The following is a 13739-nucleotide window of genomic DNA, read 5'->3' on the forward strand; positions in this document are numbered from 1 at the left end:
AATCACAGGAGAGCGTTATGATACCGGACTTTACGCACCGCAAGGCTCTGACTGCGGGAGTGCTTGTTTTTCTCATGCTGGCTTCCGGCATGGCCTTTATGCAGTGGTACCGCTACGGGCACACCGCGGATACAGGCATGCAGCTGGTACCGGTATCCGCCACACAGGCTGCCGGACTGCTGAATGAGAAAAGCGTCATTCCTCTTGATGTCCGCACTCCGGCAGAATTTGCCCGCGGACATATCAAGGGCGCGGTCAATGCCGACTTTCATGCACCGGACTTTGCCGGACAACTTGCCCGGCTGGATTCCCGCACAGCGTACCTGCTGTACTGCCGGTCCGGAGCACGCAGCGCACGCACGCTGCGCACACTGGAAAAACTGGGGTTCAAAGGTCCCGTGTACCATCTGCAGCACGGTCTGCTGGAATGGGAACAGCACAAGCTGCCCCTGACAAAAAATGGGACCGCGCACTAAAAAAGCCGCCCCGCAAAAGCGGGGCGGCCGGTATGATACCATATGACGGTGCGCTGCACAGCAGCGCCTGCCGTTAGTAACGGTAGTGGTCGGGCTTGAAGGGACCGGTTTTGTCCACTCCGATGTATTCTGCCTGTTCGTCGGTCAGGGTGGTCAGCTTTGCCCCCAGACGGGCAAGGTGCAGACGGGCCACTTCTTCATCCAGCTTTTTGGGCAGGATGTAGACCTTGCGCTCCAGATCGGGGTTGGAAGCCAGCTCAAGCTGTGCCAGCACCTGATTGGTAAAGCTGTTGGACATGACAAAGCTGGGGTGCCCGGTGGCGCAGCCGAGGTTGACCAGACGGCCTTCTGCCAGAACGATGATGGAACGGCCGGACTTCAGCGTCCATTTGTCCACCTGCGGTTTGATGTTCAGGCAGGAGCATTCGGTGCTGTCTTCAAGGTAAGCCATATCGATTTCGTTATCAAAATGGCCGATGTTGCAGACAATGGCTTCATCTTTCATCCGTTCCATGTGCTCGCCGGTAATTACCTTGAAGTTGCCGGTGGCCGTCACAAAGATATCACCTTCGGGAGCGGCTTCATCCATGGTGACCACTTCAAAGCCTTCCATGGCGGCCTGCAGCGCGCAGATGGGGTCGATTTCGGTTACAAGCACCCGTGCGCCGAATCCGCGCATGGAATGGGCGCAGCCTTTGCCCACATCGCCGTAGCCCAGCACCACAACGGTCTTTCCGGCAATCATCACATCGGTGGCGCGTTTGATACCGTCTGCCAGCGATTCACGGCAACCGTACAGGTTGTCGAATTTGGACTTGGTAACGGAGTCGTTGACGTTGATGGCCGGGAACAGCAGCAACCCGTCTTTTTCCATATGGTACAGACGGTGTACGCCGGTGGTTGTTTCTTCTGAAACACCGCGCACTTTGGCGGCAACACGCGTCCATTTGCCGGGATCGTTTTTCATGCTCAGGGCAATGCGGTTCATCACAATCTGAAATTCTTTGTTATCGTAGGACTTTTCCAGCAGGGCGGGATTCTTTTCTGCTTCCACCCCTTTATGGATAAGCATGGTGGCGTCGCCGCCGTCGTCCACGATAAGATCGGGACCGGACCCGTCGGGCCAGGTAAGCGCCATTTCGGTGCACCACCAGTATTCTTCCAGCGTTTCACCTTTCCATGCAAAAACCTTTGCCATGCCCGAATCGGCAATGGCGGCTGCGGCATGGTCCTGCGTGGAGAATATGTTGCACGAAGCCCAGCGGATATCAGCGCCCAGCTCGTACAGAGTTTTGATAAGCATGGCGGTCTGAATGGTCATATGCAGCGAGCCTGTGACCTTGAGCCCCTTGAGCGGCTTTTCGGCACCGTGCTTGGCTATCAGTTCCATCAGGCCGGGCATTTCACGTTCGGAAAGCTGCATTTCCTTGTAGCCGAAATCGGCCTGGGAAAGATCTTTGACCTTGTTTTCAAGGCTCAAGTCCAGAGGAAGGGCTTTGCTGGCATCTGTCATGACGTTCTCCGAAAAAATATGGGTTAACTGTTGTTCTGTGCGACGATCAGATGGATGGAAAGATTTCTTTCCACGTTCTGCAACTCGCTGTGGCGCACCGCAAATCCGGCTCCGGTCAACTTTTCTGTCAGCGCGGGCAGATCAAACCCGAGCCAGCGGTCGCCGTATTCCGTGCGCATCCGTTCATCTTCGTGCTTGTCAAAATCGGCCAGCACCAGCACTCCGCCGGGGCTGAGCACACGCCGTATCTCCCGCAGGGCGGCACCCGGATGCGACAGGTGATGCAGCACCATGCTTACTACGGCAAAATCCGCTTCACCATCGGCCAGCGGCAGATGTTCAAGGTCGCCTATGCGCAGAGAAACCCGCCCGGCATCTTCCTCGAACCTGCGCCGCGCCAGTTCAAGCATGCGGGGCGAGCCATCCACGCCGATGACCTCCTGCGCTTTCTGCATCATGGCCTTGAGCATGGTTCCCGTGCCGCAGCCGAAATCCACCGCCACTCTGCAGCGGGGCATATGCGACACAATGGCCGCAGGCAGATCAAAATCGCCTATGACCTCGCGATTCAGCTGATCCCAGTCTTCCGCAATGGAATTAAAGAACTGCCGGGTTTTGCGCGACCGTTCTTCGATTATCTTGCGGGCCATATCAAGATCTGCATGCAGCGTGATATCTTTAGTCACAAACGGCATAACCGCATTGATAAAGTCACGCCCCGGCCCTTCCGCCGGTGCGGAATAAAAAACCCACAACCCGTCACGGCGTGAACTGAGCAGCCCTGCTCCGGTCATTATTTTGAGATGGCGCGAAACACGCGACTGTCCCATTTCCAAAATGGCGACCAGCTCATTGACGCTGAGCTCAAACCTGTTGAGCACATTGATGAGCCGCAGACGGGTTTCGTCTGACAACGCCTTGAAAAGTGCGAGTGCGGATGACATGGTTTCTGGTCCGGCTGTTATTTTTAGTTTACTTGATGAATCTGAATCAAGAAAAGTTGATGTAGCTCTATCGAAAAAGCAGAATACAGTCAACACGGTTCTGCTGCGGAGCCAATTTTTGTACACCGCTTCGCCCCGCCCGCCGGACAGAAACAGGATGCCGCGCCACCTGCCGCCCGAGGCTTGCTTGCATCTCATTGACAGCAGGACAGCGCCATCGTATGCCGCACTCAGGCTGCCGCGGCATGTGCCAGCACATTGCGGCGCGCCACACCGGAGAATCACCGATGCAAGATATTTACGCCCGCGACCTGCGAAATTCCATGCGCCGCTTCCTCGAAGAACGGGGGGGAGGCCTTGCCGTGCGGCTTATCGCCCTGTGGCGCCAGTGGGACGAAGTGCTGGGCCCCGACATAGCCGCACTGGCCATTCCGCTGGGACACCGTAAAAACACGCTTGTCATCGGCGCCGAAGACAACATGGCGCAACAGGACCTTACCTACTACAGTCAGGAAATTCTTGAACGCGTGAACGCATTTGTGGGGGAAGAACACTTCAACCGCGTGCAGGTGGACCTGCTTATGGGCAAGACGGACCTTGCCAGACTGAAGGCCCCCACCTATGAAGTGCGCCGCTGGCAACCGCCTGAACCGGAAAATCTGGGCGGCCTGACAGAAATCCTTGATCCCGAATCACCGGTCACCCGCTGCTACAAAAAGTACGTCCGTTTTTTCAAAGGCAGAGAATAACTGCCCCCCGCACGGCAGCCCTTGCTCTCCGCCACATGCCAGCAGCCCCCCGCACCGCCGCGGCACATCTCAGGCCTTCTGTGCGCTGCATGAAGGGGTCGCGCCATGCATCCGGCACACCGTCGAAAAACCTTCCCGCTTTTTTGCACACTTTTTTCTTGACGGGCACATGCTATTCTGTCAGAAAGCTTTTCCGCGCTGTGCACCAGTACACACGCGTCAAGCGTCCCCATCGTCTAGCCTGGCCTAGGACACCTGCCTTTCACGCAGGCGACAGGGGTTCAAATCCCCTTGGGGACGCCAAAATGAAGATAAGCACTCATGCCCGCGCATGAGTGCTTTTTCTTTTGCCTGAACAAGCATCATTTTCCCCCTGCGCCGGACCCGGCTGGCACGGCGCCCACCTGACCCTGCAGGCTTGCGGTAGCAAAGCCCGAAGCCCCTACGATGAACGGACATCACGCATTAGCTCTGCGGGACTGCGCCCGAAATAACGTTTGAATTCGCGGCTGAACTGAGACGGACTTTCGTATCCGACCTCATCTGCTGCCAGATAAGCTTTCATTCCCTGCTGGACGATAAGGTCTCTGGCGCGCGAAAGTCGTATTTTCTTTAAATACTGCAACGGCGAATCTGCCGTAATATCCTTGAACGCCTTATGAAAAGCAGAAACACTCATATGCACGGAATCTGCAAGCTGCTGAATATCAAATTTTTCAGAGTAGCTGCCTTCCATCATGTGTATAATTCTGGCCACCTGCGAAAAAGAACCGCTTCCCCGCACAAGAGAATACAACACGGGAGCCTGATTTCCGCATAATGCTCTGTAATACACCTCGCGTACCAGCCCCGGCCCCAGTATTCTGGCTTCCTGTTCACTCTGCAGTGCTTTAGCCAACTTCACAGCAGCGTCTTTCATATCCGCGTCCATAGCCGAAGGGCCAATGGCAAGCTGCCGCCCGTTAGAAACTGCCACAGACGGATTATCCTGCCTTTCCATCATACTTATCAGATTATTCAGCTGCCCGATGTCAATGTCGATAAACATCCCCAGTAACGGGTTTTCCTGACTGGGAAAGGATTCGCACTCAAACGGCATGGCGACCGAAGTCACAAGATAGTTATCCACATCGTATCTGAAAGTCTGACCGCCGACATACGCCACTTTATGTCCTGATACGACTATACATATTCCAGGATTATACAGCATCGGTCTGCGTGCTACATGCCTTGTCTTCTTAAAAAAACGGACACCTGGAAGCCTGGACTCAACAGCGCCGCCGTCGACACCGGCAATCTCATCAAGCAGTTTCACCATACCGGACATAGATATTCCTCCATACGCAGCAATGCAGTGTAAACACCATATCCTATGTAATTTCAACCCCGCCCTGCCGCAGTTAGAGGATTAGGCAAGTTTTAAAGAGAAACGTGCGTTCCACACAAGGAGCAATGCCTTTACATATTTCATGCAGACAAAATCAGACAAGTGAACCCTTATGAACTGCAAATCTCGCAATTCCGCACGGTTCATCTGATAACATATGGTTCCGGAATCAGAACCTTTAAGACAACGCTGCCGCCGGCACTGTTTTACAAACAAACGCAGCTCATACGGAGGAAACAATGACCTGGGACAAAACGTTCAAGCCAAGTGCACAAGTACTTCATAAAAAAGTCAACTATCCCAACAGATACGGGATTCTCATCTCTGCCGACATGTACATGCCGCGTACTATGGACCCAAACCGGCAGCTTCCGGCGCTCATTGTCGGCACACCCTACGGCGGAGTGAAGGAACAAGGCGCAGGTATCTACGCACAGACCATGGCGGAACGCGGCTTTGTAGCCATTGCGTTTGACGAATCCTTTAACGGCGAAAGCGGCGGCAACCCCAGACACATATCCTCTCCTGAAATTTTTACGGAGGACTTCAGTGCGGGCGTTGATTTTTTGGGCACAACACCTTTTGTGGACAGAGAAAAAATCGGCGTCATAGGAATCTGCGGAAGCGGAGCATTTGCCCTTAAAGCCGCACAGGCTGACCGCCGGATTAAAGCCGTCGCGACCGCCAGCATGTATGACATGAGTCGGGTAATCAGGTACGGTTGGCTTGATTCTTTGTCGGACGAAGAACGCAATACAATGCTGGATGAACTCGGAATGCAACGCTGGAAAGATTTTGAGAGCAAAGCACCGCTACTGCCGGCAGGCTTTCCGGACACCCCAAGCGATTCGATCCCGCAGGGACTGGACCCCATAAGCAGTGAGTTCTGGGAATACTACGCCATGAAGCGGGGGCATCATCCCCGTTCACACGGACCGTTTACAGTAACAAGCAACATGGCTTTCATAAACTTCCCTCTGCTGGATTTCATCGAAACAATATCGCCCCGCCCTATTCTGTTCATTATCGGCGAAAAGGCACACTCGCGTTACTTTACAGAAGACGCTTACAAAATGGCTGAAGAACCGAAAGAGCTCTTTATCGTTCCCGAAGCAAGACATATCGACCTGTACGACCGCATGGACATAATTCCTTTTGGCAAACTGGATGACTTTTTCAAAAAAGCCCTTGGGTAAAAAGGCATGAGCCGCGATAGCAGACTGACAGGCCATTTACGCATAGCATTCTCTACCGCGGATTATAACACTCAGACTCAATAACCATCCTGAGCGAAACAACTTTGGAGGCAAATATAAATGAACACCACATTTCAGGGAGATGGAATTTTTCCCAAGGGGCCGGAAAACAAATCTTATGCACAGTATTTTACCGGGACTAGCTATCTGGAAATACTGTCTGCTGAAGGCGTTGTCATCGGTAACGTCACCTTTGAACCGGGCTGCCGCAACTTCTGGCATATCCACCGCAAGGGTGGTCAGGTTCTGCTCGTGACCGGCGGCCGCGGCTGGTATCAGGAAGAAGGGAAACCCGCGCAGGAGCTGCGTGCCGGAGACGTTGTGAATATTCCCCCGGATACCAAGCACTGGCACGGTGCCGCCAGAGATAGCTGGTTTGCCCATCTCGCCGTGGAAGTGCCTGCGGAGGGGAGATCCAACGAATGGCTGGAACCTGTTTCCGACGAGGAATACAACGCGCTCAGCTAATGAGCTGCGCCGTAGCACCGCAAGGACACTGATATGAATATCAAACAATTAACGGCTATTGCGGTTGCTGCCATAATTTTGGGAACCGTTGCCGCATCGGAGGTACAGGCCATGAACAATGCACTGGATGCGCGGCAACAGGCCATTGTGGCCATCGCCGCCTTTACGGCTAGCGGTGACATGGGGCGCCTTACTCCTGCGCTGCATGAAGGGCTGAATTCCGGCCTGACGGTCAATGAGGTGAAGGAAATCCTCGTGCAGATGTACGCCTACACCGGATTCCCGCGGAGCCTGAACGGCATGGCTGCCTTCATGAAGGTTGTGGACGAACGCAAGGCCAAAGGGATTCTGGACGAGATAGGCAGGGACGCCAGCCCCATTCCAGCCGACCTGGACAAGGATGCCTATGGTGCCCGTGTCCGGGCGGATTTGTCCGGTCTGAAGGACGTTCCACCTCCTGCTGCATGGCAGGAGTTTTCACCTGTTATCGATGACTTTCTCAAGCAACATCTTTTTGCCGACATCTTCGCCCGCGACGTACTGACCCGTCAGGAACGCGAGTTGGCGACAGTCGCTGCGCTTGCAAATATGACCGGCACGGCGGGGCAGCTCTCTTACCATTTGGGGGCAGCCATGAACACGGGACTGACCGAGGCGCAGATGCAGAGCTTTGTGACGGTACTCGCGGCCAAGGTGGGTGAAGACGAGGCCGCAATTGCCGGAGAGGTGCTCGAGGGCGTTCTGGCCAAACGCAAATAGCCCAATCGGAAAATGACGCATCAGGTTGTACGTTCCTTCTCCGGTGCTCTCAGGTACCGGAGAAGGGGCGGCAACACCAGAAAAAAGCAGCAAAACGTGCTGTAGCGGTACTATCTCATGAGCAAAACAATTCTTTGTATCTCGTCGAGCCCCAGAGCAAAGGGCAACTCTGACCTTCTGTGCGATGCCTTCATGCATGGAGCGACTGAAGCCGGACATACGGTGGAAAAGGTCCGCCTTGCGGAGAAGAATATCAACTACTGCACAGGGTGCTGCAGCTGTATCGGCGGCTCTGGCGTCTGTGCGCAGCAGGATGATATGGCAGACATTCTGGGCAAGCTGATCGCTGCCGATGTGATTGTTTTTGCCACGCCGGTGTATTTCCGGTCCTTCAACGGCCCCATGAAGACGTTCATCGATCGGGTGTGTCCCGTTTACACGCACGTCAGTGACAAGGACGTGTATTTTATCATCTCCGCAGCTGGCGGTGCCCTGCCGGTGGAAAGCACGGAGCAGAGTTTTAGGACGTTTACCGGGTGTCTGCGCAATATCAGGGAAAAGGGAACGATTTCCATTACTGGCGTGTGGGATGAAGATTCGGTTAAGGGAACCCGCGCGCTGCAACAGGCACATGCGGCTGGATCGAAGGCCTGATCATCGTTCCCGGTCTGGTGGATTACCATGGGAGGTCATGATGAAGAATGGTGTATGGTTTCTGGTGTCACTCTGTGTCGTTATGCTTTTTTCCGTAACAGTCTCTTTTGCCAATGAAACCGGAGAACATCCCATGCAGATGGTCGTACACGCAAATGGTCAGGATATCGTCTTCGCATTGAATGAGAGCCCGGCGTCCAAGTCATTGCTTGTTCAGTTACCCATGGAAATTGCCGTTGAAAACTATGGGAACAATGAGAAAATTTTTTACCCCCCGAAAAAACTGAATACGTCCGACACGCCGTTGGCTGGCGATGTGCGCTCCGGCACTCTGGCTTACTACGCACCCTGGGGTGACGTGGTGATGTTCTATGGCAGCTTCCATTCCGCGCCGGGCCTGTATGAACTCGGCCACGCCGTTCAGGGCGGTGAATATATCCGGGAGTTGTCCGGCATGATTATGGTTGCTGCTGACGTTTCGCAATAAGGCTAAGAAAAATTCAGAGCTAATTCCTTAACTAGTTTATCAATTATGAAATAATATAATGGCTGTTAAAATGACTAAGACAACGTACTGACGCTGATCGCCGCTTTGTTTGCAGCGTGTCCATGACGTGTCAGAATCCGTGTCAAACGTGCCTACGGCTGACAAGTGCAGCCAAGACATTGTTGTTTTTATTGCTGCAACCAGCTTTGCTTGGCTGGCATTCCTGCCTTTCACGCAGGCGACAGGGGTTCAAATCCCCTTGGGGACGCCAAAATGAAGATAAGCACTCATGCCCGCGCATGAGTGCTTTTTCTTTTGCCTCATCTTCCTGTGCTAAAGAGCCATAAAAAAACGGATAGTAGCGGAGAGGCGACGCCGTCTGTTTCTGCCGGTCCTGATAAGACAAATGCTCGAAGCCGCCCGGACTCAGCTAGCCTAGCGAGGCATGTCACCTTTTCCGGCTATACAATGCTTCCAGATATCCCTGCTTCCAGATATCCCACTGATACGCAACTGCCGGAACCAATCGCGGACAGACCTGCATAGCCTCCACTTTCAAGCTTCCTAAAATTGAGGGGGGATTACCCTTCACCAGGTATTCAGGAACATTGAAAAACTGAATATAAAAGTGACACAAATTAAAAAAGTGCATGCTGTGCTACGATACGAAGGCTCCTTTGTGGCCGAAGCAGAAGCCGAAGCCTCGCTTTTTTGGGCAACAGAACCCCTTTCAGCACTTTTTCCTGTCTGAATAACCATTGTGGCAAGCGAAAACATGGCCACGATCAGGAAACTATATTTATAAATGGCCTGAGGGCCTTCAATTCGGTGCATTACAAGGTAATAAAGCAGAAGCCCTAAGAAACTTGCAACCAATCCTAAAAAAACCTTATTCATTTTCATCCTTCACCTCTTTTCCATAAACATGACAGAAACAGAACAGATATGAACCGCGCACATTGCACCATCAGCTTTTCTGCGTGCTTCCCCCCCTTGCGTGCTACGCACCATGCCCACTCATCTGAATTGTATAGTTTCAAAACTTCACAGACTCCTGCTGTCGCCTGCATCCTTAAAAAAACTCCAGTCTGAAATGACCATGCCTTTCATTATCACCTGATCGGAACAAGCGTATTCCTGCCTTACCAAAGCAGACACGCATCGATCACTGAAGGCTATCAACAAAATAAGATAGATTTCAGTTTGGCGTAAAGAAAACTTCACTTTCGCCATAAAGAACTCGGTGATAATTATCGCAAACCTGAATCGATAAAGAATTTCATCATCATTGACAGGTCATGTCAATCACAAACAGATCGAAAAACGATTCATTTTCATATCAACTTCTCCGGTAATCCCCCCCCGCAAGCCGATAATTGAACAAAGAGTTTCCCGTGCTGTGGATACACGTCCAGCAAGCGTAAGAACGTCTTTCGCCATCCCGCAGCATTGCATCATCACCCCTGAGTCGCTCCTGCCACACAGAAGTGCGTAAACTTTTCCGTCAAGAACAGCTGCCACTTGTTCTTACCAAACGACGGCACATCCTGCGTACGTCTGCACGCAGGGCATTCGCACGTCCGGCTTTCCGCTATGCGGGTAACCGCCCGACCAACCGCAAACATTGGCCGCACCATTGGCCGCAACCCTTGCATGAACGTGGTTCAATAGACGCAACCAACAGACCGGCGGAGCGGCTTCGGTTCAAAGACGGGATTTCCGGCACAAAAAAAATCGATCATACAGAGCAGCGGTGCCCCCCCATGCCATGTCCCGTACAGCCGGCGGCAAGGTTCAGCCATCCGCCACTGCCTTCCGCATTGCTGCACGGCAATAATGGACAGCGGCAACATGCCCCGTTATGCTCTCTGTCCTTCCGGCGGGTGCCCCGCCGGTGCCCCTTCAAGTCAGGTCATACAACACAGGATGAACTCAATGCCTCATACCCGCCCCATGCTCCTGTTTTTTACCGGCGCCATCCTGCTGGTTCTTTTTTCCGCAGTCCCCCGGACGCAGGCAGGCAACGGCACGCTGGTTCTGGGAGCAGCGGAGATGTGCCGGCAGGAACATGTTCAGCTGGTAGGACAGTTGTACTCCGCCATCTTCGCCCATGTGCAGCGCGATGTCTCCATCAGGCCGCTGCCTCTCAAGCGCCTTGAAAAACTTGTCGAATCCGGCAAGCTGGACGGAGATTTTCTGAGGGCGGACGACGGCACCAACCTGAACGGCATGCTGGTGAAGGTGGACGAACCTGTTTTTGACATACGCTACAGCCTGTATGTCACAGACCCTGAGCTGCAGGATATCTCCACGCTGCAGAGACTGACGCGCCCCGGCACGAGAGCGCTGCAGGTAGGCTATATACGCGGTTCGGTCACAGGACGCATAGCCGCGCAGACCCTTGCCGCGGGCCACACCATTTACAGACTGAACACCTACGCGCAGGGCATAGACATGCTGCGCGCGGGCCGCATAGACATGCTTATAGGTGCAGCCACGGTGCTGGACTGTATGCTGGCGACACGCAACGATGCACAGCCCGCCGTCATCAAAACCGGCAAAGCTGTCGAGATGCCGGGCTACATCTATCTGGCGGCCAGACACGCAGATCTGGCTCCCCGCCTGAAAGAGGCAATCCGCCGGATGAAGCAGGACGGCTCGTTCCGCGCTCTTCTGCGCGAAGCAGACCGGTTGTAGCACCGCGGCAGTAACGGCCGCAAAAAAAAGCGGGCCGCATGATGCAGCCCGCCCGTAAAATCAGTTATTGTACACAGCTCACCAGTTTTCCGCGCCGCCGTCATCGGGATGACGTGCATCTGCGGCAGCCACCTTGGTTTCATTCTGCGGATGCACATAGACCTGCGCCGGATACTTTCCTTCCACCTGCGGCACCTGCAGGCCCAGCTTTGCCTCATGGTTCACCAGAATGGGACCGCTGAGGTTGAGCGCTGTCTTGTCGGGCTGACCGGGGGGAATGGATACGGTGACCAGCACGGCAACCTGTCTGATGTTGCGCAGGCGCAGCAGTTTCTGCTCTGCATCGCTCACCTTTATCTGATAGTCGCTGAGAAAACTGTACGGGTCGGCGACCAGCAGCCCCAGGCGGGCGTCTTCAATGCTTTGCAGCACAAGAAAAGGCGCGTCTTCACGCAATTTAAGCAGCGTGAATTCGTGCTGATTTTCAAAGCCCATGATACCGCGCGGAAAATAGATCACCTTGCTGGGCAGGATGCGCTGCTTTCCGAGACGAGTCTGGATTTCTATTTCTTTTTCGCGTGCCATAATTGAGTCGCTGCGAGCAGGTCCGCATCGCTGGTTTCAAGTGCCTGACGGTTCTGGTCACGAACGCGCATGTATACCTCCTCCCGGTACACGGTCATGTCTCCGGGCACATCGAGACCTATCTTGATCTGCTTGCCCTGCACACTCAGGACAGTGATCTTGATGGTATCGCCCAGGTACAGGCTCTCTCCCGGACGGCGCGTCAATATAAGCATACGCTGCTCGTTTACAGGTAATTGGTCAGGTTCATCTGCATGATCATGGAGGACGACTTGAGCACGCTGTTATAGATGAGCTGCTGCTGCGCAAGGCGTGTCATCAGCTCGGCAACGTCCACATCTTCAATGTCGCTCATACGGCTTTTGTCGTCCAGCTCCGCGGTTGTCAACACATTTTTGGCCACGTCCAGCCGGTTTTCACGGCCGCCTATGCTGGCCACCTGTGTCATCACATGCTGCCCCACATCGTCCAGAGCAGCAAGCGAACGTTGAATTCCGGCCTGATTGTTGGTCTCGGCAAAGGCCACCAGTTCGCCCACCACCTCAAACAGGTTGCTGGTGCCGCCGCCCATGGCCACCTGCGGGCCCGAACCGTCCGGCGGATTATATATTCCGCCGAAAATATCCTTGCCCACGCTGTTGATGGTCAGATGTTCGCCCGGAGAAATTTCAAGCTGGATGTCCGCACGGTGGGGCCGCAGTATAAACTGGTCGCCCGGATTGACAGCCGAACCGGCACCGGAACTCAGCTCCAGAAAACCGCCGGGAATAAGCAGCGAGGCGGAACTGCCGGTGCCCGAGGTGGTATTGCCCTCCACCCAGGTACTGCCGTTGTCCGTGCTGTACGAATATGTGATGCCGGACGCAAGGTCTGTTCCGGAATCAATCCGCACCATCACATCGCTTTTGAAATAACCGTTGCCCGACGCATTCACCAGATTATTGCCGTATGACTGCACCGTGGTGGAGTCGTTGTCATCCCCTTTGTACACGGCGGTGGGACGCACATACAGCCATGTACCGTTGTCGGTCTCGTGCGGGTTGTCGGGGTTCACAGCGGAAACGGTGCGGCCCGCGGGCAGTTCCACCTGCACGCTGCCGGCGGTCAGTGTCGTGCCGCCGGCAGAAAGTGTGCCCGTCTGCCATGTATCGCCGCCGTCATTGGAATACCGGTAGCTCAGCGCGTCGGTACCCACCTGACCGTTGCTGGTAAACTGGATGAGCATGGTCTTTTCCAGACTGCCGCTTACCGAAAACGACGCGCCGGAAAAAGCCGTATCAATGGTGGAAACATTGAGCCCCTGCACAAATGCGGGCTGGTCCGTCTTGTGACCGGCAAAAATGTGCCTTCCTTCCACCCGCGTATTGGCAAGGTTGATCAGCTGCTCGTACTGCTGACGCAGTTCAAAGCTTATCTGCTCGCGGTTGTTGGCGTCCAGCGTGCCCGTGGCTGCCTGTTCCGCCAGCCCCTTGATGCGCGTAAGCACGGTGTTCACCTGTGTCAGGGTCTGGTCCGCGGTTGCCAGCCAGCTGGTGGCGGTGTCCACATTGCTGCGGTACTGCTTGATGGCGGCCAGAGAATCGCGGTACCCCATCACCCGCGCCGCGCCCACAGGATCATCCGAAGGCTTGTTGATGCGCTTCTGGCTGGAAGCCTGAATGTTGGAGTCCATCAGGTTAGACAGCGACATGTTCATGTTGCTGATGAAGTTATCAAAAAGACTGCGCTGTGATACCCGCATGATTCATTCCTCCGCAGGGCTGC

General features: G+C 54.4%; 15 protein-coding genes and 1 tRNA gene. 9 read left to right on the top strand and 7 right to left on the bottom strand.

What is annotated here, in order from left to right; translation table 11 throughout:
- Window positions 1-17: 17 nt before the first annotated feature.
- On the top strand, window positions 18-476 hold the full coding sequence (locus ACZ5D1_RS13700) for a rhodanese-like domain-containing protein (protein ID WP_464555171.1): 459 nt from the start codon (window positions 18-20) through the stop codon (window positions 474-476).
- A 73-nt stretch (window positions 477-549) separates the two neighbouring features.
- Here the strand turns inward: ACZ5D1_RS13700 and ahcY are convergent, their stop codons facing one another.
- Entirely contained in the window at window positions 550-1989 is a 1440-nt protein-coding gene (gene ahcY, locus ACZ5D1_RS13705; protein WP_464555172.1) for an adenosylhomocysteinase, read from the bottom strand.
- A 23-nt stretch (window positions 1990-2012) separates the two neighbouring features.
- Window positions 2013-2933, bottom strand: a complete 921-nt coding sequence (locus ACZ5D1_RS13710) for an ArsR/SmtB family transcription factor (RefSeq protein ID WP_011368886.1) — start codon at window positions 2931-2933, stop codon at window positions 2013-2015.
- Between the two features lie 287 nt (window positions 2934-3220).
- On the opposite strand from ACZ5D1_RS13710, the gene ACZ5D1_RS13715 reads away from it, so the two are divergent.
- Entirely contained in the window at window positions 3221-3682 is a 462-nt protein-coding gene (locus ACZ5D1_RS13715; protein WP_011368887.1) for a DciA family protein, read from the top strand.
- A gap of 225 nt (window positions 3683-3907) precedes the next feature.
- Window positions 3908-3985 (top strand) — tRNA-Glu (locus tag ACZ5D1_RS13720).
- 139 nt (window positions 3986-4124) lie between these two features.
- Here ACZ5D1_RS13720 and ACZ5D1_RS13725 read toward each other — a convergent pair.
- A complete protein-coding gene (locus ACZ5D1_RS13725; RefSeq protein WP_464555174.1) occupies window positions 4125-5009 on the bottom strand; it encodes an AraC family transcriptional regulator in 885 nt (294 codons plus the stop codon).
- 299 nt (window positions 5010-5308) lie between these two features.
- On the opposite strand from ACZ5D1_RS13725, the gene ACZ5D1_RS13730 reads away from it, so the two are divergent.
- The 5 genes from ACZ5D1_RS13730 to ACZ5D1_RS13750 all read left to right on the top strand — a co-directional run bounded on the left by ACZ5D1_RS13730 (window position 5309) and on the right by ACZ5D1_RS13750 (window position 8693).
- Window positions 5309-6265 (top strand): alpha/beta hydrolase, encoded by a 957-nt coding sequence (locus ACZ5D1_RS13730; RefSeq protein WP_464555175.1) that lies wholly within the window; start codon window positions 5309-5311, stop codon window positions 6263-6265.
- A 120-nt stretch (window positions 6266-6385) separates the two neighbouring features.
- Window positions 6386-6793, top strand: coding sequence for a cupin domain-containing protein (locus ACZ5D1_RS13735; RefSeq protein ID WP_011368890.1), 408 nt, complete (start codon window positions 6386-6388; stop codon window positions 6791-6793).
- Between the two features lie 111 nt (window positions 6794-6904).
- Window positions 6905-7552: a carboxymuconolactone decarboxylase family protein gene (locus ACZ5D1_RS13740; protein WP_234702972.1), complete on the top strand. Its 648-nt coding sequence runs from the start codon at window positions 6905-6907 to the stop codon at window positions 7550-7552.
- A gap of 117 nt (window positions 7553-7669) precedes the next feature.
- The gene (locus ACZ5D1_RS13745) at window positions 7670-8206 is read left to right on the top strand and encodes a flavodoxin family protein (RefSeq protein ID WP_011368892.1); all 537 of its coding nucleotides are present in this window, start codon (window positions 7670-7672) and stop codon (window positions 8204-8206) included.
- 37 nt (window positions 8207-8243) lie between these two features.
- The gene (locus ACZ5D1_RS13750) at window positions 8244-8693 is read left to right on the top strand and encodes a cyclophilin-like fold protein (protein ID WP_234703588.1); all 450 of its coding nucleotides are present in this window, start codon (window positions 8244-8246) and stop codon (window positions 8691-8693) included.
- Window positions 8694-9281: 588 nt separating this feature from the next.
- Here ACZ5D1_RS13750 and ACZ5D1_RS13755 read toward each other — a convergent pair.
- Window positions 9282-9596, bottom strand: a complete 315-nt coding sequence (locus ACZ5D1_RS13755) for a hypothetical protein (RefSeq protein ID WP_027182363.1) — start codon at window positions 9594-9596, stop codon at window positions 9282-9284.
- Window positions 9597-10628: 1032 nt separating this feature from the next.
- Between ACZ5D1_RS13755 and ACZ5D1_RS13760 the strand changes: the two genes are divergently transcribed.
- A complete protein-coding gene (locus tag ACZ5D1_RS13760) occupies window positions 10629-11390 on the top strand; it encodes a substrate-binding periplasmic protein (protein ID WP_464555177.1) in 762 nt (253 codons plus the stop codon).
- Between the two features lie 78 nt (window positions 11391-11468).
- On the opposite strand, the gene fliW is transcribed toward ACZ5D1_RS13760, so the two are convergent.
- Genes fliW through flgL form a run of 3 tightly spaced genes read right to left on the bottom strand, consistent with a single transcriptional unit; the run spans window position 11469 to window position 13716 of the window.
- Window positions 11469-11975, bottom strand: a complete 507-nt coding sequence (fliW, locus tag ACZ5D1_RS13765; protein ID WP_464555178.1) for a flagellar assembly protein FliW — start codon at window positions 11973-11975, stop codon at window positions 11469-11471.
- Window positions 11954-12190: a carbon storage regulator CsrA gene (gene csrA, locus ACZ5D1_RS13770; RefSeq protein WP_011368898.1), complete on the bottom strand. Its 237-nt coding sequence runs from the start codon at window positions 12188-12190 to the stop codon at window positions 11954-11956. Before csrA ends, fliW begins: the two co-directional genes overlap by 22 nt.
- 11 nt (window positions 12191-12201) lie before the next feature.
- On the bottom strand, window positions 12202-13716 hold the full coding sequence (flgL, locus tag ACZ5D1_RS13775; protein ID WP_011368899.1) for a flagellar hook-associated protein FlgL: 1515 nt from the start codon (window positions 13714-13716) through the stop codon (window positions 12202-12204).
- Window positions 13717-13739: the final 23 nt, after the last annotated feature.

This window comes from Oleidesulfovibrio vietnamensis (genome assembly GCF_055388115.1).

Bases quoted from the DNA above. Each gene is read 5' to 3' on its own strand.
- ACZ5D1_RS13715 (WP_011368887.1), top strand. From the start codon at position 3,221: ATGCAAGATATTTACGCCCGCGACCTGCGAAATTCCATGCGCCGCTTC.
- ACZ5D1_RS13710 (WP_011368886.1), bottom strand. From the start codon at position 2,933: ATGTCATCCGCACTCGCACTTTTCAAGGCGTTGTCAGACGAAACCCGT.
- ACZ5D1_RS13760 (WP_464555177.1), top strand. From the start codon at position 10,629: ATGCCTCATACCCGCCCCATGCTCCTGTTTTTTACCGGCGCCATCCTG.
- fliW (WP_464555178.1), bottom strand. From the start codon at position 11,975: ATGGCACGCGAAAAAGAAATAGAAATCCAGACTCGTCTCGGAAAGCAG.
- ACZ5D1_RS13740 (WP_234702972.1), top strand. From the start codon at position 6,905: ATGAACAATGCACTGGATGCGCGGCAACAGGCCATTGTGGCCATCGCC.
- ACZ5D1_RS13700 (WP_464555171.1), top strand. From the start codon at position 18: ATGATACCGGACTTTACGCACCGCAAGGCTCTGACTGCGGGAGTGCTT.
- ahcY (WP_464555172.1), bottom strand. From the start codon at position 1,989: ATGACAGATGCCAGCAAAGCCCTTCCTCTGGACTTGAGCCTTGAAAAC.
- csrA (WP_011368898.1), bottom strand. From the start codon at position 12,190: ATGCTTATATTGACGCGCCGTCCGGGAGAGAGCCTGTACCTGGGCGAT.
- ACZ5D1_RS13725 (WP_464555174.1), bottom strand. From the start codon at position 5,009: ATGTCCGGTATGGTGAAACTGCTTGATGAGATTGCCGGTGTCGACGGC.
- ACZ5D1_RS13735 (WP_011368890.1), top strand. From the start codon at position 6,386: ATGAACACCACATTTCAGGGAGATGGAATTTTTCCCAAGGGGCCGGAA.
- ACZ5D1_RS13745 (WP_011368892.1), top strand. From the start codon at position 7,670: ATGAGCAAAACAATTCTTTGTATCTCGTCGAGCCCCAGAGCAAAGGGC.
- ACZ5D1_RS13750 (WP_234703588.1), top strand. From the start codon at position 8,244: ATGATGAAGAATGGTGTATGGTTTCTGGTGTCACTCTGTGTCGTTATG.
- flgL (WP_011368899.1), bottom strand. From the start codon at position 13,716: ATGCGGGTATCACAGCGCAGTCTTTTTGATAACTTCATCAGCAACATG.
- ACZ5D1_RS13755 (WP_027182363.1), bottom strand. From the start codon at position 9,596: ATGAAAATGAATAAGGTTTTTTTAGGATTGGTTGCAAGTTTCTTAGGG.
- ACZ5D1_RS13730 (WP_464555175.1), top strand. From the start codon at position 5,309: ATGACCTGGGACAAAACGTTCAAGCCAAGTGCACAAGTACTTCATAAA.